The 23,193-nt window shown below is 70.7% G+C and carries 23 protein-coding genes, 1 tRNA gene and 1 riboswitch; of the genes, 13 read left to right on the top strand and 11 right to left on the bottom strand.

Annotation, left to right across the window (positions count from 1 at the left end; all coding sequences use genetic code 11):
• Positions 1–24: 24 nt before the first annotated feature.
• Positions 25–1,473 (top strand): SDR family NAD(P)-dependent oxidoreductase, encoded by a 1,449-nt coding sequence (locus SANBI_RS00240; RefSeq protein WP_319157836.1) that lies wholly within the window; start codon positions 25–27, stop codon positions 1,471–1,473.
• Positions 1,474–1,542: 69 nt separating this feature from the next.
• On the opposite strand, the gene SANBI_RS00235 is transcribed toward SANBI_RS00240, so the two are convergent.
• The 5 genes from SANBI_RS00235 to gcvP all read right to left on the bottom strand — a co-directional run bounded on the left by SANBI_RS00235 (position 1,543) and on the right by gcvP (position 7,284).
• Complete coding sequence (locus SANBI_RS00235) at positions 1,543–1,986, bottom strand: (deoxy)nucleoside triphosphate pyrophosphohydrolase (protein ID WP_319157834.1); 444 nt, start codon at positions 1,984–1,986, stop codon at positions 1,543–1,545.
• A 98-nt stretch (positions 1,987–2,084) separates the two neighbouring features.
• Positions 2,085–2,330 carry a LuxR C-terminal-related transcriptional regulator gene (locus SANBI_RS00230; protein ID WP_056134721.1) on the bottom strand — a complete coding sequence of 82 codons (246 nt, stop codon included), beginning with the start codon at positions 2,328–2,330 and terminating at the stop codon, positions 2,085–2,087.
• Positions 2,331–2,685: 355 nt separating this feature from the next.
• A complete protein-coding gene (gcvH, locus tag SANBI_RS00225) occupies positions 2,686–3,057 on the bottom strand; it encodes a glycine cleavage system protein GcvH (RefSeq protein ID WP_319157832.1) in 372 nt (123 codons plus the stop codon).
• A 62-nt stretch (positions 3,058–3,119) separates the two neighbouring features.
• The gene (gcvT, locus tag SANBI_RS00220; RefSeq protein WP_319157830.1) at positions 3,120–4,265 is read right to left on the bottom strand and encodes a glycine cleavage system aminomethyltransferase GcvT; all 1,146 of its coding nucleotides are present in this window, start codon (positions 4,263–4,265) and stop codon (positions 3,120–3,122) included.
• Positions 4,266–4,323: 58 nt separating this feature from the next.
• Complete coding sequence (gcvP, locus tag SANBI_RS00215) at positions 4,324–7,284, bottom strand: aminomethyl-transferring glycine dehydrogenase (protein WP_319157828.1); 2,961 nt, start codon at positions 7,282–7,284, stop codon at positions 4,324–4,326.
• Positions 7,285–7,513: 229 nt separating this feature from the next.
• Positions 7,514–7,624, bottom strand: a riboswitch (glycine riboswitch).
• Between the two features lie 124 nt (positions 7,625–7,748).
• On the opposite strand from gcvP, the gene SANBI_RS00210 reads away from it, so the two are divergent.
• A complete protein-coding gene (locus tag SANBI_RS00210; RefSeq protein WP_319161374.1) occupies positions 7,749–8,795 on the top strand; it encodes an NAD(P)-dependent alcohol dehydrogenase in 1,047 nt (348 codons plus the stop codon).
• A gap of 253 nt (positions 8,796–9,048) precedes the next feature.
• On the opposite strand, the gene SANBI_RS00205 is transcribed toward SANBI_RS00210, so the two are convergent.
• Entirely contained in the window at positions 9,049–9,621 is a 573-nt protein-coding gene (locus SANBI_RS00205; protein WP_319157826.1) for an NADPH-dependent F420 reductase, read from the bottom strand.
• A 103-nt stretch (positions 9,622–9,724) separates the two neighbouring features.
• Between SANBI_RS00205 and SANBI_RS00200 the strand changes: the two genes are divergently transcribed.
• The 3 genes from SANBI_RS00200 to SANBI_RS00190 all read left to right on the top strand — a co-directional run bounded on the left by SANBI_RS00200 (position 9,725) and on the right by SANBI_RS00190 (position 11,227).
• Positions 9,725–10,207: a MarR family winged helix-turn-helix transcriptional regulator gene (locus SANBI_RS00200; RefSeq protein ID WP_056134704.1), complete on the top strand. Its 483-nt coding sequence runs from the start codon at positions 9,725–9,727 to the stop codon at positions 10,205–10,207.
• Between the two features lie 208 nt (positions 10,208–10,415).
• Positions 10,416–10,709 (top strand): hypothetical protein, encoded by a 294-nt coding sequence (locus tag SANBI_RS00195; RefSeq protein ID WP_319157824.1) that lies wholly within the window; start codon positions 10,416–10,418, stop codon positions 10,707–10,709.
• Positions 10,710–10,945: 236 nt separating this feature from the next.
• On the top strand, positions 10,946–11,227 hold the full coding sequence (locus tag SANBI_RS00190) for a hypothetical protein (protein ID WP_056134699.1): 282 nt from the start codon (positions 10,946–10,948) through the stop codon (positions 11,225–11,227).
• A gap of 118 nt (positions 11,228–11,345) precedes the next feature.
• Here SANBI_RS00190 and SANBI_RS00185 read toward each other — a convergent pair whose 3' ends face one another.
• From SANBI_RS00185 to SANBI_RS00175, 3 genes are all read right to left on the bottom strand, one after another.
• Positions 11,346–12,518 (bottom strand): pyridoxal phosphate-dependent aminotransferase, encoded by a 1,173-nt coding sequence (locus SANBI_RS00185; protein ID WP_319157822.1) that lies wholly within the window; start codon positions 12,516–12,518, stop codon positions 11,346–11,348.
• Positions 12,515–13,741 (bottom strand): App1 family protein, encoded by a 1,227-nt coding sequence (locus SANBI_RS00180; protein WP_319157820.1) that lies wholly within the window; start codon positions 13,739–13,741, stop codon positions 12,515–12,517. Before SANBI_RS00180 ends, SANBI_RS00185 begins: the two co-directional genes overlap by 4 nt.
• Positions 13,742–13,881: 140 nt before the next feature.
• Positions 13,882–14,397: a low molecular weight protein-tyrosine-phosphatase gene (locus tag SANBI_RS00175; RefSeq protein WP_319161372.1), complete on the bottom strand. Its 516-nt coding sequence runs from the start codon at positions 14,395–14,397 to the stop codon at positions 13,882–13,884.
• A 613-nt stretch (positions 14,398–15,010) separates the two neighbouring features.
• Between SANBI_RS00175 and SANBI_RS00170 the strand changes: the two genes are divergently transcribed.
• Positions 15,011–15,448: a DUF4440 domain-containing protein gene (locus tag SANBI_RS00170; protein WP_319157818.1), complete on the top strand. Its 438-nt coding sequence runs from the start codon at positions 15,011–15,013 to the stop codon at positions 15,446–15,448.
• 158 nt (positions 15,449–15,606) lie between these two features.
• Here the strand turns inward: SANBI_RS00170 and SANBI_RS00165 are convergent, their stop codons facing one another.
• Positions 15,607–16,521, bottom strand: coding sequence for a LysR family transcriptional regulator (locus tag SANBI_RS00165; RefSeq protein ID WP_319157816.1), 915 nt, complete (start codon positions 16,519–16,521; stop codon positions 15,607–15,609).
• 143 nt (positions 16,522–16,664) lie between these two features.
• Here SANBI_RS00165 and SANBI_RS00160 point away from each other — a divergent pair, with 143 nt between their 5' ends.
• The 5 genes from SANBI_RS00160 to SANBI_RS00140 all read left to right on the top strand — a co-directional run bounded on the left by SANBI_RS00160 (position 16,665) and on the right by SANBI_RS00140 (position 21,337).
• Positions 16,665–17,174: a CBU_0592 family membrane protein gene (locus tag SANBI_RS00160; RefSeq protein ID WP_319157814.1), complete on the top strand. Its 510-nt coding sequence runs from the start codon at positions 16,665–16,667 to the stop codon at positions 17,172–17,174.
• Entirely contained in the window at positions 17,175–18,290 is a 1,116-nt protein-coding gene (locus tag SANBI_RS00155; RefSeq protein WP_319157812.1) for an LLM class flavin-dependent oxidoreductase, read from the top strand.
• A 165-nt stretch (positions 18,291–18,455) separates the two neighbouring features.
• Positions 18,456–18,887, top strand: a complete 432-nt coding sequence (locus SANBI_RS00150; RefSeq protein WP_319157810.1) for a hypothetical protein — start codon at positions 18,456–18,458, stop codon at positions 18,885–18,887.
• Positions 18,888–19,125: 238 nt separating this feature from the next.
• Positions 19,126–20,091, top strand: a complete 966-nt coding sequence (locus tag SANBI_RS00145; RefSeq protein ID WP_319157808.1) for an endo alpha-1,4 polygalactosaminidase — start codon at positions 19,126–19,128, stop codon at positions 20,089–20,091.
• 94 nt (positions 20,092–20,185) lie between these two features.
• Positions 20,186–21,337: a glycerol dehydrogenase gene (locus SANBI_RS00140; protein WP_319157806.1), complete on the top strand. Its 1,152-nt coding sequence runs from the start codon at positions 20,186–20,188 to the stop codon at positions 21,335–21,337.
• A gap of 362 nt (positions 21,338–21,699) precedes the next feature.
• Here the strand turns inward: SANBI_RS00140 and SANBI_RS00135 are convergent.
• Positions 21,700–21,782, bottom strand: a tRNA-Leu gene (locus SANBI_RS00135).
• A 197-nt stretch (positions 21,783–21,979) separates the two neighbouring features.
• Between SANBI_RS00135 and SANBI_RS00130 the strand changes: the two genes are divergently transcribed.
• Both SANBI_RS00130 and SANBI_RS00125 read left to right on the top strand, forming a co-directional pair.
• On the top strand, positions 21,980–22,699 hold the full coding sequence (locus SANBI_RS00130) for an FhaA domain-containing protein (RefSeq protein ID WP_056134666.1): 720 nt from the start codon (positions 21,980–21,982) through the stop codon (positions 22,697–22,699).
• A 10-nt stretch (positions 22,700–22,709) separates the two neighbouring features.
• Complete coding sequence (locus SANBI_RS00125; RefSeq protein WP_319157803.1) at positions 22,710–23,192, top strand: FHA domain-containing protein FhaB/FipA; 483 nt, start codon at positions 22,710–22,712, stop codon at positions 23,190–23,192.
• Position 23,193 lies beyond the last annotated feature (1 nt).

Raw genomic sequence — 23,193 nt, 5'->3', positions numbered from 1 at the left:
GCCTGACGGGAGATAATCGTCCACATGCCTATCGATCCTGCCGAGCTCGCTGCTGCCATCCGGGTGCTCGAGGCCGCCGACGAGCTCGAGCCGGAGCACCCCGACAAGATCGCGCTCCAGCGCGCGACCGCCCGTCTGTACAAGACGGTCAAGAAGCAGCGGCGCGACACCGCGAAGAACGCGATCCGCTCGGCGGACAACGCCGTCATCTCTGCGACCGCGACAGGCGCCCCCACCCGCATCGACGACGAGACCCAGGGCCTCGAGCTGCTGCCCGTCGCGACAGGTCACTCCGCGGGGCGCCTCATCAAGTCGCAGGCCTGCTACGTCTGCAAGCAGCAGTACCACGACGTCGACGTGTTCTACCACCAGCTCTGCCCCGAGTGCGCAGCCCTCAACAGGTCGCGCCGCGACGCGCGCACGGACCTCACCGGCAAGCGTGCGCTGCTGACCGGCGGTCGCGCCAAGATCGGCATGTACATCGCGCTGCGCCTGCTGCGCGACGGTGCGCACACCACGATCACCACGCGGTTCCCGAACGACGCCATCCGCAGGTTCAAGGCCATGGAGGACTCGGCGGACTGGATCCACCGCCTGCGCATCATCGGGATCGACCTGCGCGACCCCGCCCAGGTCGTCGCGCTGGCTGACGACGTCGCGTCGCAGGGGCCTCTCGACATCCTCATCAACAACGCCGCGCAGACCGTCCGCCGCTCCCCCGGTGCCTACGCGCCGCTCGCCGCAGCAGAGGACTCCGAGCTCCCCTCGGGCTACCTCCCCGAGACCATCTCCTTCGGTCGCAGCCACGACACGCACCCCGCGTCCCTCGAGGGCAGCGTCCCGGCCGAGCCCACAGCCGTCGCGCACTCGTCGGTCACCTCGGCCGACCTGCTGACCAAGCTGGCGCTCACGGCAGGCTCAGCCTCGATGGAGCGCGTCGCCAACGCCACGGCGATCGACGCCGGCGGCCTGGTCCCCGACCTCGTCTCGACGAACTCGTGGGTGCAGAACGTCGAGGACGTCGACGCGCTCGAGCTGCTCGAGGTCCAGCTGTGCAACAGCACGGCGCCGTTCATCCTCATCAGCCGGCTGCGTGAGTCGATGCGCCAGGCGGAGGCCGACCGCACGTACATCGTCAACGTCTCGGCGATGGAGGGGCAGTTCTCCCGCGGCTACAAGGGTCCGGGTCACCCGCACACGAACATGGCGAAGGCCGCCGTCAACATGCTCACCCGCACCAGCGCGCGCGAGATGTTCGAGACAGACCAGATCCTCATGACGAGCGTCGACACGGGCTGGATCACCGACGAGCGTCCGCACACCACCAAGGTGCGCCTGGCCGAAGAGGGCTTCCACGCCCCCCTCGACCTCGTGGACGGTGCGGCTCGGGTCTACGACCCGATCGTGCGCGGTGAGCTCGGCGAAGACGTCTTCGGCTGCTTCCTCAAGGACTACAAGCCGTCCGCCTGGTAGCCCTCACGCCCAGGGCAGGACGCCCCGCGGAGCCTCGCCCGTCCACGACGGTGGACAGCCGCGCTCCCGCTAGGCGGTCTCCTGCTGGGCAGCACCTGGCTCGAAGGACCCCGTGATGTGCTCGACGATCCGCACGTCGCCGTCGAGCCACGGGACGTCGAAGAACTCGTCGGGGCTCAGCCACCGGAGCTCGTCGTGCTCGACCAGGGGTGCGGGGTCACCGTCGACGACCCGTGCGAACCACAGCCGCATGACGTGTCTGTCGGTGATGACCCAGCCGCCGGAGTCGGGGCCGACGACCTCGTCGCCCAGCTCGACGGTCACGCCCAGCTCTTCGCAGATCTCGCGGTGCAGCCCCTGCTCGGGGGTCTCGCCAGGGTCGACCTTGCCGCCGGGGAACTCCCAGCGGCCCACGAGGTGGGCCGGCCGAGACCGTCGCGCGCCGAGGAATACCGTCGGGCGCGCGAGGTCGTCGACGATCACTGCGGCGACGACGAGGACAGGTCTGTGCATGCAGACAAGTTTCTCAGGTCTGTGTGTCCGGCGGGTGACGCGTCCGCGCCTGGCGAACACCCACCGTGCAGACGGCTGGTGCCCCGGAGGGCGACCAGTCAGTCTTCGGTCGAGTACAGACCTGCGGCGCGAGCCCACTCGACGGCTTCGGCGCGCGTCGAGACACCGAGCTTGCGGTAGACGCTGCGGACCTGCGACTTCACGGTGTTGCGCGTGACGTACAGCTTCGAGGCGATCTGCTCGAGGGTCACTTCTTCGGTGAGGTTGGAGAGCACCACACGCTCACGTCGCGTGAGCGAACCGGTCGCTACCTTGGCGGATCCCGAGATCTCCGTCGTCGTCATTCTTCCTCCAACATTTCCCGGCGGTCCAGCGACTCTGGATCATGTGCCCGGGTACTTCGACTTCTGGTCGAGGCGTGAAGAACAGCTGGTGCCACGTGGTCGCCCCCTACCACTCGCCGGCTCGGACGAGCCGAGTCGACACCGACACGGCATGGTCCTGACCGACGGGCTGTTCGGTGCAGTGATCAACTACATCGAACGGAGATCGCCATTCAGTACCCATACCATGGAACCGCTGCTGTGACGAAGATCACTATGTCACCTCGGGAGCGTGTTTTCATCCGCTCCTGAGGTCATCCAACACATCATCCACCGAACCGACAAGGGGTGACATGTGGCAAGTTGCTGCCAAAGCCTACGAAGCGACCTGCGCGGCGTACTCCTCAGCGGTGAGGACCGGGCCCGTGGCCGTGATGTCGACCTTCACGAGCCATCCTGCCCCATAGGGGTCGGAGTTGACGATCTCCGGGTTGGCGACAGCCTCGTCGTTGACCTCGACGACGGTCCCGCTCACGGGGGAGAACAGCTCGGAGACCGACTTGGTCGACTCGACCTCGCCGATCACGGAGCCGGCCTCGATCTGCGTGCCGACGGCCGGGAGCTCGAGGTAGACGATGTCGCCGAGGGCGTCCTGGGCGTTCCACGTGATGCCGACGGTTGCCGGGCTGTCGGCCGTGAGCCACTCGTGCTCGGCGGTGTAGGTGAGGTCTGCGGGGATGTTCGACACGGGGTTCTCCTGGGGGTGGTCTGGCGCGAGAAGACTGGGGACGAGCAGGTCAGGACTGAGGGTCAGGCGCGCGGGCGCCTGTAGAACGGGGTCTCGACGACCTCGACGGCCTCGCCCCGGCCACGGACGTCGACAGCGAGCACGGTGCCGACGGCCGAGAACTCCGGGGTGACGTAGGCGAGGGCCACGGGGTAACCGAGGGTGGGCGACGGCGCACCCGAGGTCACGGTACCGACGACGACGTCGAGCTTCGAGGCGTCGACCACGACCGGGTACCCGGCACGGGCCGGCCTGCGGCCGAGCACCTTGAGACCGACGAGCACGCGTGCGGGCTGCGAGCCCTTGCGGGACTCGAGCGCCGCACGCCCGACGAAGTCGACAAGAGCGCCGTCGGCATCGGTCTTGTCGAGGCGGACGACGCGACCCAGACCAGCCTCGAAGGGGGTCGTCGTGAGGTCGAGCTCGTGGCCGTAGAGCGGCATGCCCGCCTCGAGACGCAGGCTGTCCCGAGCGGAGAGACCCGCCGGGACGAGCCCGAGCGGCTCCCCCGCGGCGAGAAGCGCCCGCCAGAGCGCGACGGCCGCGCCGTTCTCGACGAAGAGCTCGAAGCCGTCTTCACCGGTATAGCCGGTCCGCGCCACCAGCAGCGGTGTCCCCGCGACGGTCGCCGGGGTGATCGCGTAGTACCGCAGGCCCGAGACCGCGTCGGCATCGCCGGCCTCGGTCAGCGAGAGCAGGATCTCGGCGGCCCGAGGTCCCTGGACCGCGACGAGCGCGACCTCGGGCGACGTGAAGGTCACCTGGGCGTCGAAGTCGGCCACCCGCTCCTCGAGCGCGGCGAGGACGACCTCGGCGTTGCCCGCGTTCGCGACGACCAAGAAGGTCTCGTCAGCCGTGCGGTACACGACGAGGTCGTCGACGACGGCGCCGTCGTGCTGGGCGATCATCGAGTACCGGGCTCGTCCGACCTCGAGGGTGCTGAGCCAGCCGACGAGGGCGTGGTCGAGCGCCGCACCGGCGCCGGGGCCCGACACCTCGATCTCGCCCATGTGGGAGAGGTCGAACAATCCCGCGGCGGACCGCACCGCTGTGTGCTCGGCGATGTCCGAGCCGTAGCGCAGCGGCATCATCCAGCCGCCGAACTCGGTCATCGAGGCGCCGAGCGCCACGTGCTCGTCGTGCAGGGGGGTGGAGCGTGCGGTGCTCATGCGTCGTCCTCGTCTGCCGTGCGGGTGGTCGGGCGGTCGCTCAGGCCAGGCTGCGGGGTCATGCGCCCACCGCGGCGTGCGCGAGGGTGGTCTCGGTCGGCTCGGCGACGTCGTCGGCGTAGGCCTCGATCGGCGGGCAGGAGCACACGAGGTTGCGGTCGCCCTTCGCACCGTCGATGCGGCGGACCGGCGGCCAGTACTTCGCGGCGCGCAGCGCGGCCACCGGGTAGGCGGCGGTCTCGCGGGAGTACGGCTTGTCCCACGCGTCGGAGACCACGGAGGCCGCGCTGTGCGGTGCGTTGCGCAGCGGGGACTCGGCGAGCGCCCAGGTGCCGTCGGCGACCTGGTCGATCTCCGCGCGGATCGCGAGCATCGCGTCGACGAAGCGGTCGATCTCGGTGAGGTCTTCGCTCTCGGTCGGCTCGACCATGAGGGTCCCGGGCACCGGGAACGACAGGGTCGGGGCGTGGAAGCCGTAGTCCATGAGGCGCTTGGCCACGTCTTCGGCCGTCACGCCGGTCTGGGCCGTGAGGGGACGCAGGTCGAGGATGCACTCGTGGGCCACGAGACCGCCCGGTCCCGTGAACAGCACGGGGAAGGCGTCCCGCAGCCGGACAGCGAGGTAGTTCGCCGACACGACCGCGATCTCGGTCGCGCGGCGCAGCCCGTCCGGTCCCATGAGCGCGACGTAGGCGTAGGGGATCGGGAGGATCCCGGCCGAGCCGGCCGGTGCTGCCGAGACAGGCGCCGAGCCGGCTCCGGGCAGGAAGGGCACGAGGTGCTCTGCGACACCGACGGGGCCGACACCCGGGCCGCCGCCGCCGTGCGGGATGCAGAAGGTCTTGTGCAGGTTGAGGTGCGACACGTCGCCGCCGAACTGGCCGGGCTTCGCGAGGCCGACGAGGGCGTTGAGGTTCGCCCCGTCGATGTACACCTGACCGCCCGCGGCGTGGACGAGGTCGCAGACCTCGCGGACCGTGTCTTCGTAGACGCCGTGGGTCGAGGGGTAGGTGATCATGATCGCCGCGACCTGCGGGCCGTGCTGCTCGAGCTTGGCGCGCAGGTCCTCGAGCAGGATCTCGCCGTCGTCGGCGGTCGCGACGACCACGACGCGCATGCCCGCCATCGCGGCCGAGGCAGCGTTGGTGCCGTGCGCCGAGGCCGGGATGAGGCAGATGTCGCGGCCGGCCTCGTCGCGGGAGCGGTGGTAGTTGCGGATCGCGAGGAGCCCCGCGAACTCGCCCTGCGAGCCCGCGTTCGGCTGCACGGAGACCGCCGCGTACCCGGTGATCTCGGCGAGGTTCGCCTCGAGGGTGCTGATGAGCTCGGCGTAGCCGCCGGTCTGCGCGGCCGGCGCGAAGGGGTGGATCCCCGCGTACTCGGGCCAGGAGATCGGCTCCATCTGGATCGCGGCGTTGAGCTTCATGGTGCACGAGCCGAGCGGGATCATCGTGCGGTCGAGCGCGAGGTCCTTGTCGGCGAGGGTGCGCAGGTAGCGCATCATCTGCGTCTCGGAGCGGTGCGTGTGGAACACCGGGTGCGTGAGGTAGTCCGAGCTGCGGCGGTGCTCGGCAGGGAGGTCACCGACGGAGACGAAATACCCCGAGGCGCTCGAGCCGGGGACGAAGGCCTCGACGACGGCGTCGAGGTGCGCCTCGGTCGTGGTCTCGTCGCAGGCGACCTGGACGTGGTCGGCGTCGGGAGCCCAGAGGTTGATCCCTGCGGCGTCGGCGCGTGCGACGACCTCGGCGGCGGCACCCGGGACGGCGACGCGGACGGTGTCGAAGAACACCGCGTGCTCGACGTCGAGCTCGGCGCCGCGCAGGCGGTCTGCGAGCGCGAGCGCGTGGGAGTGCACGCGCTCCGCGATCGCCCGGAGACCGGAGGGGCCGTGGTAGACGGCGTACATGGACGCGACGATCGCGAGCAGCGCCTGGGCCGTGCAGATGTTGCTCGTGGCCTTCTCGCGGCGGATGTGCTGCTCGCGGGTCTGGAGCGCGAGGCGGTAGGCGACGTCACCGTCCGCGTCGACGCTCACACCGACGAGGCGCCCGGGCAGCATGCGCTCGATCCCCTTGCGCACGGCCATGAAGGCGGCGTGCGGTCCGCCGAAGAACAGCGGGACGCCGAGACGCTGCGCGGAGCCGACGGCGATGTCCGCGCCGACGTCTCCAGGGGCCGTGAAGAGCGTGAGGGCGAGCAGGTCGGTCGCGACGGTGACGAGAGCGCCGGCCTCCTTCGCCGCGGTGACGAGGGGCTCGAGCGCGCGGGCCTGGCCGCTCGCGCCGAGCTGCTGGACGACGAGGCCGACGACAACGGAGCCCTCGAGGCCCGCGGCTGCGAGCGCGGCGTCGACGCCGGTCTGGTAGCCGGCGTCGAGGTCGGCGACGACCACGGGGAGCCCGATCGCCTCGGCGCGTCCGCGGGTCACCGCGAGGGTCTGCGGGAAGAGGTCTGCGTCGAGCACGACGACACCCGGCCCGGCGGTCGCGGGCCTCTTGGCGGCGCGCCACATGAGGGCGACGGCCTCGGCGACGGCGGTCGCCTCGTCGAGCAGCGACGCGTTGGCGACCTCGAGCCCCGTGAGGTCGGAGACGACGGTCTGGAAGTTGAGGAGGGCCTCGAGGCGACCCTGCGAGATCTCCGGCTGGTAGGGCGTGTAGGCGGTGTACCAGGCGGGGTTCTCGAGGACGCCGCGGCGGATCACGGCGGGGGTCACCGTGTCCCAGTACCCCTGGCCGATCATCTGGACGCGGGTCTCGTTCTGGCTCGCGAGGCGGCGCAGGTCGGCGAGGACCTCGGGCTCGGTGCGCGCGGCGGGCAGGTCGAGGGGGCCGTCCAGACGGATCGAGGCGGGGACGGCGGCGTCGATGAGCGCGTCGACCGAGTCGTAGCCGAGGTGGCCGAGCATGTGGGCGACGTCGTCGCGGCCGTCGGTGCCTGTGCGGGGTCCGACGTGCCTGTCGACGAAGACGTCACCGGGGCCGGTCTCGGGGCGGTGCTGTGCGGGGGTGGTCACGACGAGCTCCTGGAGGTCGGGGGCGCACGTGGTGGCGCACCACGTGCGTGGACCCTCCCCGCTCTGTCATCTGACCGTGGGGACGCACGGGGCGTCCGGTCGACCTGAGAGTTTGGCCCGCGCAGGAGTGCGGGCTTGCCCCTTCGGTGAGGCGCGCGCCAGCCGGCGTCGTCCGCTCGGTCTCGAGCGTGACGGGTGCTTGACACGCGCGCCTGCTGTCCAGAGTTGCCTCACCTCGGCGGTACGGGTGCCTGAGAGTTTCCCGGGGAGGGTTTGCTCCTTCGGCGCCTGACAGGAGTGGTCGGCGGTGTGCCCGTCAGGGCTCTCCCACCGAGGTTCGAGCGGCGCTGCATTCGGTTGTGGGGCAAGACTACCGGGCTGCCCCCCTGTCGACGCCAGGGGGGCTCGAGGACGAGATACGGTGGAGACACAAGTAGTTGACGATTCAAGGAGAAGTGCCCCTCATGCAGGCTGTCGTGTTCACGGACTACAAGACCTTCCCGTCGCTCCAGGAGGTCGACAAGCCGTCACCCGGCCCCGGTGAGGTCCTGCTCAAGGTCGCCGGCGCAGGCGCCTGCCACTCCGACGTGTCGATCTACAGCCACTTCGAGGAGGGTCAGCCCGGAGCACAGAAGCCCGGCTTCGTGCTCGGCCACGAGACCTCCGGCTGGGTCGAGGCCGTCGGCGACGGTGTCTCCGGCTTCGAGGTGGGCGACGCGTACCTCGTCTACGGGCCGATCGGCTGCGGGCACTGCGCGGCATGCTCGCGCGGTCAGGACACCTACTGCGAGAACGTGGCCTCGACCCCCTACATGGGCATCGGACTCGGCCGCGACGGCGGTATGGCCGAGTACGTGAGCGTCCCCGCCCGCAACCTCGTCCCCCTCGGCGACTCGGACGCCGTGACCGCCGCTCCGCTCGCCGATGCAGCCCTCACGCCGTACCACGCGGTCAAGCTGGCTCTCCCGAACCTCGCCGGCGGTGGGCGCTACGCCCTCGTCGTCGGCCTCGGCGGGCTCGGGCAGATCGCCGTGCAGATCCTCACGGCGATCACCGGTGCGACGGTCATCGCGACCGACATGAAGCCCGAGGCGATGGAGAAGGCCGCCGCCGCAGGAGCGATCACCGTCCCCGGCGGACCCGACCAGGCGGCGCGCATCCGCGAGATCACCGGCGGCAAGGGTGTCGACGCGGCCTTCGACTTCGTCGGGGTCACCCCCACGATCGAGCTCGCACGCTCTGTCATGGCGCAGGGATCGCGTCTCACGGTCGTCGGGATCGCTGGCGGGACCGCCGAGTGGTCGTTCTTCACGACGCCCTACGAGTCGGTCATCACCAACACGTACTGGGGCACGATCGAAGAGCTCCACGAGGTCGTCGCCCTGTACCGCGACGGCAAGATCGCGCCCGAGGTCGAGCGCTTCGCCCTCGCCGACGCCCTCGACGCGTACACGAAGATGGAGGCCGGCGAGCTCACGGCCCGCGCGGTCGTCGTGCCGCACGGCGCCTGAGGGCGGCGTCACGCTGGCAGGCACAGCCGTCGTGCAGAGCACCAGGACGACGACCTGACGGATGCAGCAACGCCCCCCGGCTCGGTCTGAGCCGGGGGGCGTCGCCGTGCACGGCCCGCCGCGCTGGCGGGTCCGCCACGGTGACCGGACAGCGCTCGCCGCACCCTGCGACCACATCGTGCCGCCCGCAGTGCGGCGGTGGGTGCTCCGGTCGCCGCTCGCGTACCAGGCGTCAGCGGTCAGCGGTCAGCGGTCAGCGGACGAGCGTGAAGCCTGCGGTCCACGAGACGGCCTCGCGGGCCGCGAGGGTCAGCTGGAGGAAGCCGATCGCCTCGAGCTCGTGCGCGCGGGCGAGCGAGCCGGCGTCGACGGCGTCGAGCCCACCGGCGGTCACGGCCGCGACGAGGGTCTGCTTCGAGGCCTCGTCATCACCCGCGACGAGGACCGTCGTACGGTTCGTGCCGACGGTGCCCGAGGCGAGGGTCGCCGCGAAGTTCGTGTTGAAGGCCTTGAGCACGTGCGACTGCGGGAGCGCACGGGCGATCTCGGCCGTCGCGGAGCTGCCGGCAGGGACCACGAGCGAGTCGAAGGTCTCGAAGTTCAGCGGGTTGGTGATGTCGACGACGATCTTGCCGGTCAGCTGGTCGGCGTAGGTCGCCACGATGTCCGCGACCGAGGGGTACGGGACGGCGAGGACGACGACGTCGCCCGTGAGGGTCGCGGTCTCACCGCGGCCGACGTGCTGGACGGAGGCCCCGCCGGAGGCGAGGACGCCTGCGATCGCACTGCCCATGTTCCCTGAACCGAAGATCGTCACGTTCGTCATTGCTGCTCCTCGTACGGGGGCCTCGCGACCCGCTTTGTTGTATGTACAAGCAACCTAGCACCGGTTAGTTGTAGCGTCAACCATCAGCGGTAGACTGGGTCTCATGGACGACGTGACCTGGCTCGACAGCGACGAGCACACAGCCTGGGTGCGGCTCATGGCCGTGCTCACCCTGCTCCCCGGGGCTCTCGACGCGCAGCTCAACCGCGACGACGACCTCAACCACTTCGAGTACTTCACGATGGCCATGCTGTCCGAGTCACCGGGACGGGTGCTCCAGATGTCGGCTCTCGCCTCACGGACCAACGCGACGCTGCCCAGGCTCTCCCGCGTGGTGTCACGCCTCGAGAAGGCCGGCTACGTCGAGCGGTCCCCCTGCCCGGGCGATGGCCGTGCGACGAACGCGACCCTCACCGACGCCGGCTGGGACAAGGTCGTCCAGGCCGCCCCAGGTCACGTGCGGACCGCACGAGAGCTCGTCATCGATGCCCTCGAGCCCGAGCAGGTCGGCCAGCTCGCCGAGATAGCCCGGCGCATCCTGACGACCCTCGACCCCGAGCAGAAGATGGTCGCGACGTCGCACTGAGGCGCGCGCCGCCGACAGGCAACCCTGCTCGCCCGGGCTCGACGGCGCACACATCGCCCGCCGCTACGGCGCCCATCAGACGGCACGTCAGAGCCCTACAGGCATCTGTGCGCAAAAGGGTGATGTCTCCACACCTCGTCAGACACTGCTGATAACGTGCAATACGATCTTTCCTGTCGATCGCGCACCTCAGGCTCAGGAGAAGACCATGAACGTCAGACCGCTCGTCATCGTCGGAGCGCTGGCGCTGATCGCCGTGCCGAACGCGGGCCACGCGGCACGATCACCAGAACCCGCACCGGGCCCAGCGCTCACAGCACTCTCACCTGAGACAGACGCGGCGCTGTGGACTCTCGCAGGAACACAGTCCGATGCCGAGATCGAGGCAGTCGTCGCGAGCGGTCTGCCCGTCGCAGACCTCTTCGACCCAGTCACGAACGACGTGCTCGCCGCAGTGAACACAGCCCCACAGCCATCTCTGGTCAGCCTCACGCGTCCCTGAGCGTGCAGCGGGACATCCCGCGTGCCCAGGAAGTGCGTGCTCACTCGTCCCAGGCCGCCAGCTCGTCCGCGGGCAGCGGAGCGTCGAAGTCCTCGGGGACGACCACACCAGGCCGCAGTGTGACCTGACACACTATGATGGAGCTCCAGGGGGCAGGGTCGGATCTCGCCGACCCACGATCCCGCCGGACGAGCGACGGTGCTCAGCACCGCCGCCCCACCGACCGAGGAGCGACGATGACCGACCAACAGCACGACCTGAACATGCCGTTGCAGCCCGGGTCCGTCGAGGCCGAGTTCCGCCGTCCCGAGGGGCCTGGTCTGGTCTCCGCCGGACCCGCGATGTCGTCCTATGGGACCGGTTCAGCGATGCGCCCGAAGAGCACGACGATGCGCACGGCGCTCATCGCCGGGGCCGTCGGCATCGCGATCGGGTTCTGGATGGGCACCTCAGGGCCGCAGGAACCCGCCGTCCCGGACGACGTCCAGACGTCGACGGTCGTCACCCCGGTCGGCTGACGCCGGGCTGGCTCGTCAACCGCTCCTTCTGGAGCACCTTCGGGGTGACCCACGCACGGGGGACGCACGAATACGGGTGACGAGCCGTCGGCGCCGGCGGCTCATGCCCGAGGCGTCCTCAGAGCGTCCGCTGCCAGGCGACGACCCGTTCGACCGCCTCGGCGACGACGGCTGGGTCCGCCGCGAAGGACAACCGCACCCAGTCCCTCCCCGCGATCCCGTCGAAGTCCGTCCCCGGCGTCAGCGCGACGCCGGTCTCGGCGAGCAGCCGCTCGCACCAGGTGACGGAGTCGAGCCCGTACCGCGAGATGTCGGCGTAGACGTAGAACGCGCCGTCGGCCGGGGCCACGGGTCCCCACCCGAGGTCGTCGAGCCTGTCCAGGACGACCCTGCGAGACCGCGCGTACTGCTCGACGTTCGCGCGCGCCGCCGCGTAGCCCTCGTCGCTGAAGGCGGCGACACCCGCATGCTGCGCGAGCGCCGGAGGGCAGAGCGCGACGTTGCCCGCGAGCGCGTCGACCGGGGCCACGAGGTCGTCAGGGAGCAGCAACCAGCCGAGGCGCCACCCTGTCATCGCCCAGTACTTGGAGAACGACGAGACGACGACGGCTCCGTCGCCCAGGTACGACGCCGCCGTCGGTGTCTGCTCGCCCTCAGGACCGTAGGTGATGCCGTGGTAGATCTCGTCGCTCACGAGCCGCACGTCGTAGTCCGCGCACCACCCGGCGATCGCCGCGAGATCACCGGGCGAGACCATGGTGCCCGTCGGGTTGGCAGGGCTCGCGAGGACGAGCCCGTCCAGGCCTCCCCCGTAGTAGGCCTCCTGCAGCTGGGAGAGCGTCGGCTGGTAGCGGGTCTCGGGACCGCAGTCGAGCTCGACCACCTCGCAGCCGAGCGCCGTGAGGATGTTCTTGTACGCCGGGTACCCGGGGCGGGCGAGAGCCACCCTGTCACCGACGTCGAAGGCAGCGAGGAAGGCGAGCATGAAGCCGCCTGACGACCCCGTGGTCACGGCCACGCTCGACGTCGGGACGTCCACGCCGTACCAGCGCCCGTAGTGCTCGGCGATCGCCGCCCGCAGGGGTGGTGCCCCCATGGCCTCGGTGTAGCCGAGGTCGCCCGACTGCAGGAGGTCGACCGCGCGGCGGCGCACCACCTCGGACGCGCCGGTCGACGGCTCGCCCGCGCAGAGGTTGAGGACGGACTCCCCCGCCGAACGTCGTGCGTTGGCGGCGGCGAGCACCTCCATCACGGCGAAGGGCGGGACCTGGGCACGACGTGAGACCTTCATGGCTCCATGGTCGCAGGGCCTGCCTCGCCTGCGTGGCCACGCGGGTCCGGGAGCACACCGGCCGAGCGCAGAGCCCTGCGCAGGCGCGCCCCGTCGGGTGCGCTCACCACGGGGACGCTCGCCCCGGCCCCGGCCGACATCCCGGCACGTGCCTGGACCGTCGGTCCGGGGGCACCGTGGGCGAGCACCTGCTCACCGGCGCTCAGCTGACGGATCGCGACAGCCCGCACGTGGTCCGGATACATCTGCGCGAACCTGCTGTAGATGAGCGGGTCGTGCTGGCCGTCGTCCCCCACGAGGATCCACCGCACGTGCGGGAGCTCGCGGGCGAGCCGCTCGAGGCTGTGGAACTTGTGCTCGCGACCGCTGCGGAACCAGCCGGTGTTGGTCGGGCCCCAGTCCGTCAGCAGCATCGGGCCGGCCGGGAAGCCGTGGAAGGCGAAGAAGCGACGCAGCGCGGCTGCCCCGTTCCACGTGTTGGTAGACAGGTAGACGACAGGCAGCTGGTCCTCGAGCGAGTCGATCTCGGCGTAGAGGTCGGCCATCCCGCGCACGGGGCGGCGCGCGTCCTCGTGCAGGACGAGCAGGTTCCAGATCGCCGTGAGTGGTCGGGGCAGCGACGTCACCATGACGGTGTCGTCGACGTCGCTCACGAGTCCCGTGCGGACCTGGCGACCCACCACCCGGACCGGCGCCGTCACGGACGGCCCGCCGACAGGTGCGACCTGCACCTCGTGCCAGCCCTCATCGGTACGCGAGGGGACCACGACGTCGACATAGCCACCGCGGTCGGCGACCACCCTGTGCTCGGTCCCGTCGACAGTGATCACCACGGGCGCACCCGGGAGCTGGGCGGTGAGGAAGCTGCGCCACCCGCGCACGGCGCGCAGCGGCTCGGGGCCCTCGGCGCGAGGTCGGCCCAGCCTGCGCGGTGTGGGGGCCGAGCTCTCGGCCACGGCAGTCGGGTCGTCGGCGCGTCCACCACGTCCTGCTGCGGCCCTGTCGCGGGCGGTCGCCCTGTGGGCCGGCGCGAGCACGACCCGCCCCAGCACACGGACCCAGCCGTCGTCGGTGGCGTCCTCGCCCGGGGCGAGCCCGTACCCCGTGTAGGGCTCGACGCGCGGCACCCACCCGCGGCGGCGCAGGACGCTCGCGAGGGCGGCGTCGAACTTGTTCTCCCAGCGGCTGGCCCAGTACGGCCTGCTCGACGTCGTGTCGCTCATGCGGCCCGAGTCTTCCAGAGGTGGGGCCTCGCTGCTGGTCGAGGCTGCCGGTCGAGGCTGTCGCGGCGACCCGGCGGAGGGCTGGCTCAGGCTCCCGGTCGGCAGCCCCCACCGCACCTCGTGGTGGGGTGCGGTGGAGGCTAGTCCCGCCCCAGCCGCACCCGGGCCCACCCGACGATGCCGTCGACAGCGGCCTCGACCTGCGCGAGGCACACGTCGAAGTCTTCGGGACCTCCGTACCAGGGGTCTTCGACGTCGAGCAGGTGCTCGTCCTCGACCCCACGGGTCGAGGGTGCCGCCGGGTCGAAGGTGCGGAACAAGACGATGTCTCCGACCACGTCGGGCTGGCCGCTGCGCTCGGCGAGCCTGCGCAGCGCGGCTGCGTGCCGGGCGGTCATCGGGAGCACGAGGTCTCGGGCTCCGAGGTCAGCCACGTCGACCTGGCGGGCGCGGTGCGTGTCGAGGGCGCGGTCGGTGTACCCGGCCGCGGCGAGGACAGCGCGGGCGCGGCGGTCCATCGGGTTGCCGTGCTCCTCCGAGCTGACTCCCGTCGAGTCGACGACCACGTCGTCGCCGAGCCCAGCCGCCTCAAGCCTGTCGCGGAGCACTACCTCGGCGATCGGTGACCGGCAGATGTTGCCCGTGCAGACGGTCATGATCCGCAGGGGTCGTACCTGACCGTCAGCAGCGGCCGGATCGTGGTCTGCGGGGTGGTGGTTCTCGGTCACTGTGCGTCCTCCGGAGGGGGGTGAGGTCGGGGCACCAGCCTGTCACGTCTGCGGCCCAGGACGCGGCCCCTCCCCGGTGCCCGGGGCCGCCGACGAACCCGTCGTCCACAGACGAGAAAAACCCCTTGAGCTCTCGCCCACCCCAGGCGTAGCGTCGTCGGTACATCGGAAGGAGGTGGTCCCAGACATGAAGTTCACTCGGACTCGTGAGGTGGCTGTCCGCTAGTCGCCACCAGCATCGACCAGCCCTGCTGGTCGAGGACCAGCGCGCAAGGTCGCGCTGGCAGCTGACGGACGAACCGGTTGTCAGTACTCGCCGGCCCCGCACCGCCACGCGGTGGGCGGCAGCGAATACCAGGCAGTCACCGGAGCCCGTGGGCGCCGCGATCTCGTCCTTCGCGGCAGGTGGAGCGATCCACCAGCCCACGGGCTCTTCCATGCCCGGCCGACAGTTTTCACCCCTGCCCGGCTCGACGCCGCCGCGCACAGCGCGGGACGCGTTGGCATACTGACGATCTGTCAAGAAGCAGGGGGATCACCGATGAACGAGCGTGCCACGTCTGACCCGCAGGAGCGCCAGCGGGTCATCTCTGCCGAGACCGCACTGTGGACGTCAGCAGCGGGCAAGGACCGACAGCGCCTCGAGTGGTTGCTCCACGAGGACTTCTCGGCGATCACCTGCGACGGAGACGCCGTCAGCCGTGAGGCTGTCGCCGGATCTACAGCACGAGACGTCGAGGTCGGAGACCGTACCTTCTCCGACTGGGCCTTCCACGAGATGCCCTGGCCCCTCGTGCTCGTGACCTACCACCTGGACGAGGTCGACAGGTGCAGCCGCCACGTGTCGATCTGGGACGTGTCGACTGGATCGGCCCGCATCAGGTTCCACCAGGGGACCTGGGTCACCGAGGACGAGGCCGCCGAGGCGGACGTGCTGTCCGGCGCAGCCGCTGGCCACACGACGGGTCACGGGATGTAGCCACGACCCCCGGGCTGGGTCTCCGTCCACTCCTCGTAGGCGAACGCTCCGAGGACCACCGGCGACGATCACGACGAGCGTGATCGTCACGAGCACACAGGCTGTGGCCGGGGTGCGTCGAGCGGCGACCGCCACCAGCTCGCCGCCACCCCCGGCGCTCAGCCGATGTACCCCAGGTCGAGCGTCACCACCTGCGCGAGCAGCGCGTCGATGACCGCCGTCACCGCCGGGGTCGGCTCGTGCCGGTTCGCGCGGTGGCGGGCGGCGATGTGCCGCATGCCGAGCCCGGCGATCGGCACCACGTCGACCCCCGCGACGTCGGCGTGCTCGAGGGCGAGAGCCGGCAGCAGCGCCACGCCCTGCCCGGCCGCGACGAGGGCGATCGCGACCTCGTAGCTGTACGTGCTGTGCAGCGTCGACCGGGTCGGCTTCGCCAGGTCCACCACACGAGAGAGCGCCCGGGCTGCGGCCGTCGTCTTCTCCGACCCGATCCACACGGCGTCGGTGAGGTCCTGCAGGCTCGTCGGGGTCGCCATGGAGGTGGGCACGGCGATCCGCCACGGCTCGTCGAGCAGCGGCACCTCGCGGAAGCCGCGCGGGACGGGCCTCTCGGCCGAGGAGTCGTGCTCGACGATCGCGATGTCGTACTCACCGCTGCGCAGACCACGGTTCGCGTCGTCGGTCTCGACCTCGTGGACGTCGATCTCGAGGCCCGGGGCGGTCTCGGCCAGCTCGACGAGCATGGGAGCCACGACGCTGCGGGTCACGGTCTGGAACGCGCCGATGGTCACCCGTCCGCTGACGTCCGGCCCGATGGTCGCGATCTGCTTGCGCGCCTCGACGAGCTCGGACTCGATGCGCTCGGCAGCCTCGGCGAGCATGAGCCCGACGGCCGTCAGCGTCACGCCGCGGGGGCCGCGGTGCAGCACCTCGACGCCTTCTTCTGCCTCGAGCTTGGCGATCTGCTGAGAGATCGCCGAGGGAGTCAGGTGCAGCAGGTCGGCGGCTGCCACCACTCCTCCAGCCCTGTGGACCGCCAGGAGTACACCAAGTCTTCGCGCGTCCAGAGCCATGTAGCGATGCTACATGGGGTTTGGAGAATGATTCGATTGTGCTACAGCATCTGGAGCCTCATGATTGGGGGCATCACCTCGTGGTCCGCAGCCGGTGGCTCGGCAGACCGCATCCCCCCTCGCACGTCCTCCAGGAGATCGTCATGTCCGCTGCCGCCCAGATCCTCATCACCCTCGCCGGGTGGACCGGTGCCATCAGCGCCGTCGTCGCCTACGGTCTGGTCACGATGCAGCGGATCTCCCCCGACTCCCTGCTGTTCCAGGGGCTCAACATCGTGGGTGCCGGACTCCTCTCGGTGAGCGCGTCGGTGCACAGCGCGTGGCCTTCTGCGGTCGTCAACGTCATCTGGGTCGCGATCGGCGTCTACGCCGTCCGTGCGCTGTGGAACGCCCGCCGCACAGCCGCCGCGGTCGTCGTCCCCGACGACGCCTCGGAGCTCACCGGCAGCGCACCCGCGGAGACGACCACGGCCCTCTCGGTCGACAGCAGCCCCGAAGAGGTCCTCGCGACGGGCTGGGAGGCCCCGGCCTCGTCAGTCGCCGACCACGACCTGCTCATGGACTCGCTCTTCGCCGGGACCGACGTGGTCGACCCCGCCTCGCACCTCGTCTCCGAGAGGAATAGCGCGACGCGCACCCCGGTTGCAGCCTGAGTGAGCACCGACCCCACCACCGGCACGCCGGTGGACCCCGCGCCCGTCGACAGCACCCCTGTCACCCCTGTCACCGCACTCTCCGTCCTCGACCTCATCCCCGTCAGGACAGACCAGACCTCTGCTGACGCGATCGCCGCCAGCACCCGTCTGGCGCAGACGGCCGACGAGCTCGGGTTCCGGCGCTACTGGATCGCCGAGCACCACAACATGCCCGCGGTGGCCTCGACCACCCCGCCCGTCCTGCTCGCGCTCCTGGCCTCAGCGACGCAGCAGATCCGCGTCGGGTCGGGCGGTGTCATGCTCCCCAACCACGCGCCGCTCGCGGTCGCCGAGCAGTTCGCCGTCCTCGAGGCAGCGTTCCCGGGGCGCATCGACCTCGGCATCGGCCGCGCCCCCGGCTCCGACCCCGTGACCAGCCACATGCTGCGGTCGGGCGCGGCCCAGGGCAGCAGCTCGGTCGACACCTTCCCGGACGACGTCCGCGACACCATCGAGCTCATGTCCCCCGGTGGCATGGTCCTCGACCTGCGCGGCCGCAGCTATCCGCTGAGGGCGACCCCGCACGCGACCTCGGCACCCGAGACGTGGCTGCTCGGCTCGTCCATGTACTCGGCGCAGCTCGCCGCGGCCCTCGGACTGCCGTACGTGTTCGCCCACCACTTCGCCGGGCAGGGCACCCGCGAGGCGATGCAGACCTACCGCGCCGCCTTCCGTCCCTCGGAGCACCTCGCGGAGCCCAAGACCTTCGGCATCATCAACGCCGTCGTCGCGGAGACCGCCGAGGAGGCCGAGCGCCGGGCGCTCCCCTACATCCGGTCGATGATCCGGCTGCGCACAGGCCAGGGCCTCGAGCCGCAAGAGCTGGTCGAGGACGCCGAGCGCGAGGGCATCGCCCCAGAGCACGCCGGTATCGCCCAGGCGATCCGCGGCTCGTGGGCGATCGGCACCCCAGAGGTCGCAGCCGCGAAGGTCCGCGAGCTCGCCGAGATGGTCAGGACCGACGAGATCATGATCTCGCCCGTCTCCTCCGCCTACGTGGGCAGCGACCCGCGCCGGGTCGAGACCCGCGAGGAGACGCTGCGCCTGCTCGCTGGTGCGCTGCTCCCGAGGTGACCGAGCACACACACCAGAGCTGAGCGGCCGAGAGCTCCAGGGTCACCTCCCCCAGGCCCTTCTGCCCCCTTCTCAGCCCATTCGTCTCCACAGGCCGTCCGGCCACCCGGATATTCACTGGCCAGCCGCAGATACGATGACTGTATGAAGAGGATTGCTCTGGTTATGTGTTCATTGGTTCTGCTTTCTGCCTGTTCGGGCACCGACGACTCCAGCTCGACGGAGACGACCTCGGCCCCGGCCGCGGCGACCGCCGAGGCTGTCTCGAAGGACCCTGTCGCGGTCTGCGGCACGCTGTTCGACGGTGGTGACGACAGCATCGTCAGCCAGCTCACCGCCCTCGCGGGTGTCGCGGTCGACGAGACCGTGCTGACCCAGGTCTCCGACCTGCGTCAGGAGCTCGTCGGGGCGATCGCGAAGTCCCCGACCGACCTCGCGTCGGCCATCGAGGGCCTGCGCTCCCCGCTCGGCGCCGTTGTCTCGGCCGCCGGCTCGGGCACGCCCGACGTGACCGTCGACGCCGAGGCGATCACGACAGGCACCGCAGAGCTCACCACGGCCTGCGAGGACGCCGGGTACACGGTCCCCGCAGCCTGACCCTCCGGTCGCGGGCGGCCCAGCCGGCGCCCGGATCACGACGACGGCCGGTCCCCGACCCCGGGGCCGGCCGTCGTCGTCTCTCACCGGAGGGCGGGCCCGGCGTCCCACGCCCCGCCCTGTCACCTGTCGACCACCGCCAGGCCCGGACCGGTCGTGGGGTGGCCGGTCCAGCCACGGGGAGGCGGGACGAGACCACGACCGGTCCGCCCGTCGCACCACCCGCATACTGGTGCCCATGTCTGTCGCACCCGCACCTCACCCGCCCCGACGAGCCGACCGGCGGACACACCACGGGCGGATGCTCCTCTGCGCAGCCCTGACCGTCGTGCTCGCAGGCTGCGCCACGGACCCCGCACCTGACGACACCGACGACCAGGTCCCCGCGACCTCAGCCACCGTCGGACCGGTGCCCGACGATGCCGGCAGCTCCGGGGCGACCGGCAGCACCGCCCGTCCCGAGGTCAGCCTGCTTCCTGCAGGCGCGCAGGTCGACTACCAGCTCGGCGGGGCGTACGACCCGCCCCAGGGCGTCACCGTGGTCGTCCGTGACGTCACCGCGGAGCCAGCCGGCCTCGGCTACGACCTCTGCTACGTCAACGGGTTCCAGACCCAGCCTGGCGACTCCGAGGCCTGGCTCTCCGACCACCCCGACCTCGTGCTGCACGTCGACGGCGCCCCTCTCGAAGACCCGGACTGGCCGGACGAGCTGCTGCTCGACACGTCGACGGCCGAGAAGCGCGAGGCGATCGCAGAGATCCTCGGGGAGCAGGTGGACACCTGCGCAGAGAAGGGCTTCGACGCCGTCGAGCCCGACAACCTCGACTCGTACACCCGCTCGCACGGACTCCTCACCGAGGCAGACAACCTCGCTCTCGCGTCGCTGCTGGTAGAGCGGGCGCACGCCGCAGGCATGGCGATCGCCCAGAAGAACACCGTCGAGCTGGGCGACCGGGGCAAGGCTGCCGGCTTCGACCTGGCCGTCGCCGAAGACTGCGCCGTGTACGACGAGTGCGGCGACTACACGGCGGTCTACGGCCGCCAGGTGATCGAGATCGTCTACGACGACGCCCCCGACTTCGAGGAGCTGCTCGAGACCTCGTGCGCCGACCACGGCCATGGCGACGACTCGATCCCCGTCGTGGGGCGCGACCGCCCGCTGAGCCTGCCCGGCGACCCGGGCTACACCTTCGTCACCTGCTGAGAGATACGGCACTCTCCAGCGCGAGGCTGGGCAGTCCCCGACACCCGGGCCTAGGGTCGAAGGGACCAGCACATCCCGCCACGAAGGAGATGCCATGTCCGCCTCTGCCATTCCCGTCCGCACAGTCATCAGCCCCGGACGCTACGTCCAGGCGAAGGGCGCGATCGCCCGGCTCGGCGAGTTCACGGCGCCGATCGGCACGACCCCGATCGTCGTCGCGGACGACGTCGTCTGGGGCATCGTGGAAGAGCAGGTGAGGACATCCTTCGAGGCTGCGGGGCTGACGGTGGTCCGCGAGTCCTTCGGCCGCTACGCCACCAAGGGTGAGGTCGACCGTCTCGTCACGGCGATCCAGGACGCCGGCGCCGACGTGGCGATCGGCATCGGTGGTGGCAGCACCATCGACGCCGTGAAGGCCGCAGGCCACCTCGCGGGGATCCGCTGGGTATCAGCACCGACGGTCGCGTCGACCGACGCCCCGGCCTCTGCGCTCTCGGTGATCTACACGGAGGAGGGCGAGTTCGAGGAGTACAGGTTCTTCCCGCACAACCCGGACCTCGTGCTGGTCGACACCCAGCTCGTCGCGAACGCCCCGGTGAAGTTCCTCGTCGCGGGTGTCGGTGACGCCCTCGCCACCTGGCTCGAGGCACGGGCCACCCAGCGAGCGCACGCGACCACGATGGCGGGCGGCCTCCAGACCGAGACGGCTCTCGCGCTGGCCAGGCTCTCGTGGGACCTCATCTGGGAGAACGCCCTGCCGGCCATCGCGGCAGTCCAGGACGACCTCGTGACACCGGCCGTCGAGAAGCTCGTCGAGGCCAACACCCTGCTCTCGGGTCTCGGCTTCGAGTCCGGTGGTCTCGCCGCAGCCCACGCGATCCACAACGGCCTGACCGCCGCCCCGCAGACGCACGGGCTGACCCACGGCCAGAAGGTCAACATCGGCTCGCTCGCCCAGCTCGTGCTCGAGGGCGCACCGACCGAGGAGATCCGAGACTTCATCGTCTTCACCACGAAGGTGGGTCTGCCGAACACCCTGACCGAGATCGGCCTCAAGACCACCGACGTCGAGGACCTGCAGCGTGTGGCCGAGCTCTCCGTAGTCGAGGGCGAGACGATCCACAACATGCCCTTCCCCGTCACCGCGGCCGACGTGGTCGACGCCCTGCGCTCGATCGAGGGCTACTCCCGCCAGGTCCGGGCCGAGGCAGGTCTGCCAGAGCCGGTCTTCTACACGGCACACTGACAGCGCACTGACGCCGCGCTCGCGCGCCGCCCGGGACCTGTCGAGGGGAGACCCTGTGCGGATCCGGTCGGCGCGCGAAGGCCGTCCCGCACACCGCCTGCACAGCCCCTCCCCGGGGTGCCGCGGGTGAAGATCGCGCGTGCGGGTGGCTGCCCTGACGGGCCACCTGCGCACGATCGGGTGGCGGACGAGTGCCATGGCCCCGTCGGCGACGGCCCGGCGGATCAGGCGCAGGGCGCCACCCGGCCGTGTGCCGAGCCCGAGAACCGCAGCAACCTGCGGGAGAGCACGGCCTGACGACGCAGAAGGCCCCGACCGGAACCCGGTCGGGGCCTTCTGCTGTCCGTCGAGACGGACCTACGTGCGTGAGGGGGGACTTGAACCCCCACGTCCTTACGGACACTGGCACCTGAAGCCAGCGCGTCTGCCATTCCGCCACTCACGCGAGACTCAGAGAACTTATCACGTCTACGCTGAACCCTGTGCATCCACGCACCGTCGACCCAACTGTCTATACGATGGGACGACGTAGCAGTGCGAGTCGCGACCGGTAACCGGTCGCTCCTCAGCCATCATAGGTCCAGCACACGGGCCTGCGTGCCGTCCGCCGACGGTCCGCGCAGCACGATCGGAGGAGGTGACATGGGAGTTCTCGACAGGTTCGAGAAGAGCGTCGAGCGCGCTGTGAACAACACGTTCGCCCGCGTCTTCCGAAGCGAGCTGAAGCCCGTCGAGCTGGCGAGCGCGCTCCGCCGCGAGGTGGACGACCGCGCCGCAGCCGTGGACCGCGACCGCACGGTGGTGCCCAACGAGTTCACCATCCAGCTGTCGGTCGACGACTTCGCGCAGATCGAGAGCTGGGGCGCCGAGCCTCTCGCCGACGAGCTCGCAGCGAACGTCACCCAGTACGCCGGGACGCAGCACTACGCCTTCGTCGGCGCCGTGACCGTGACCTTCGAAGAGGTCGAGGGGCTCGAGACCGGTCGCTTCGAGGTCAGGTCGTCGACAGTCCGCGGAGCCGTCGCCCCCGCGAGCGCCGGAGCGACCCCGAGCTCGCGCCACCCGCTCGTCGACATCGACGGCCAGCGCTACCTGCTGACGGGCCCGGTCACGGTGATCGGCCGAGGCGCCGAGGCCGACATCGTCGTCGACGACCCGGGCGTCTCACGCCGGCACCTCGAGATCCGCGTGACACCCGACGGCGTGGTCGCGACAGACATGGGCTCGACCAACGGTCTGTACGTCGAGGGCCACCAGGTCCCCGCCGCGACGCTGCTCGACGGGAACTCGCTGACCATCGGCCGGACGCGCATCATGTTCTGGACCGGGGTCGCCGACGACTCTGCCGACGGTGAATGGTGACCTGCCCCGGATGAACGAGCTGACGATCACCCTGCTGCGGCTGGGTTACCTGGTCTTGCTGTGGCTGTTCGTCTACTCCGTCGTGCGCGTCCTGCGCCACGACCTCTACGGCACCCGCATCACCACCCGCAAGGGCTCCCACGACACAGGCGTCGGCACGGTCTCCGCCCCGGCGCCGTCGGCTCCCGCCCCGAGCAAGAACCGGCCCACCCGGCTCGTCGTGAGCGAGGGACCGCTGCGCGGCACCACGCTCCCCCTCACCAGCTCTGCGATCCTCATCGGGCGCGCGCCGAGCTGCACCCTCGTGCTCGACGACGACTACTCCTCCTCCCGCCACGCCCGGATCTTCCCGTCCGGCGACCAGTGGGTCCTCGAGGACCTGGGCTCCACGAACGGCACCTTCATCGGCAACCAGCGGGTGTCGGCCCCGATCCCGCTGTCGCCCGGGACCCAGGTGCGCATCGGTCAGAGCGTCGTCGAGCTGCAGAGGTAGG

Origin of the sequence: Sanguibacter biliveldensis (genome assembly GCF_033798665.1) — a bacterium.
GTDB classification, from domain to species: domain Bacteria; phylum Actinomycetota; class Actinomycetes; order Actinomycetales; family Cellulomonadaceae; genus Sanguibacter; species Sanguibacter inulinus.
This window is presented reverse-complemented; position numbering and strand designations above follow the sequence as displayed.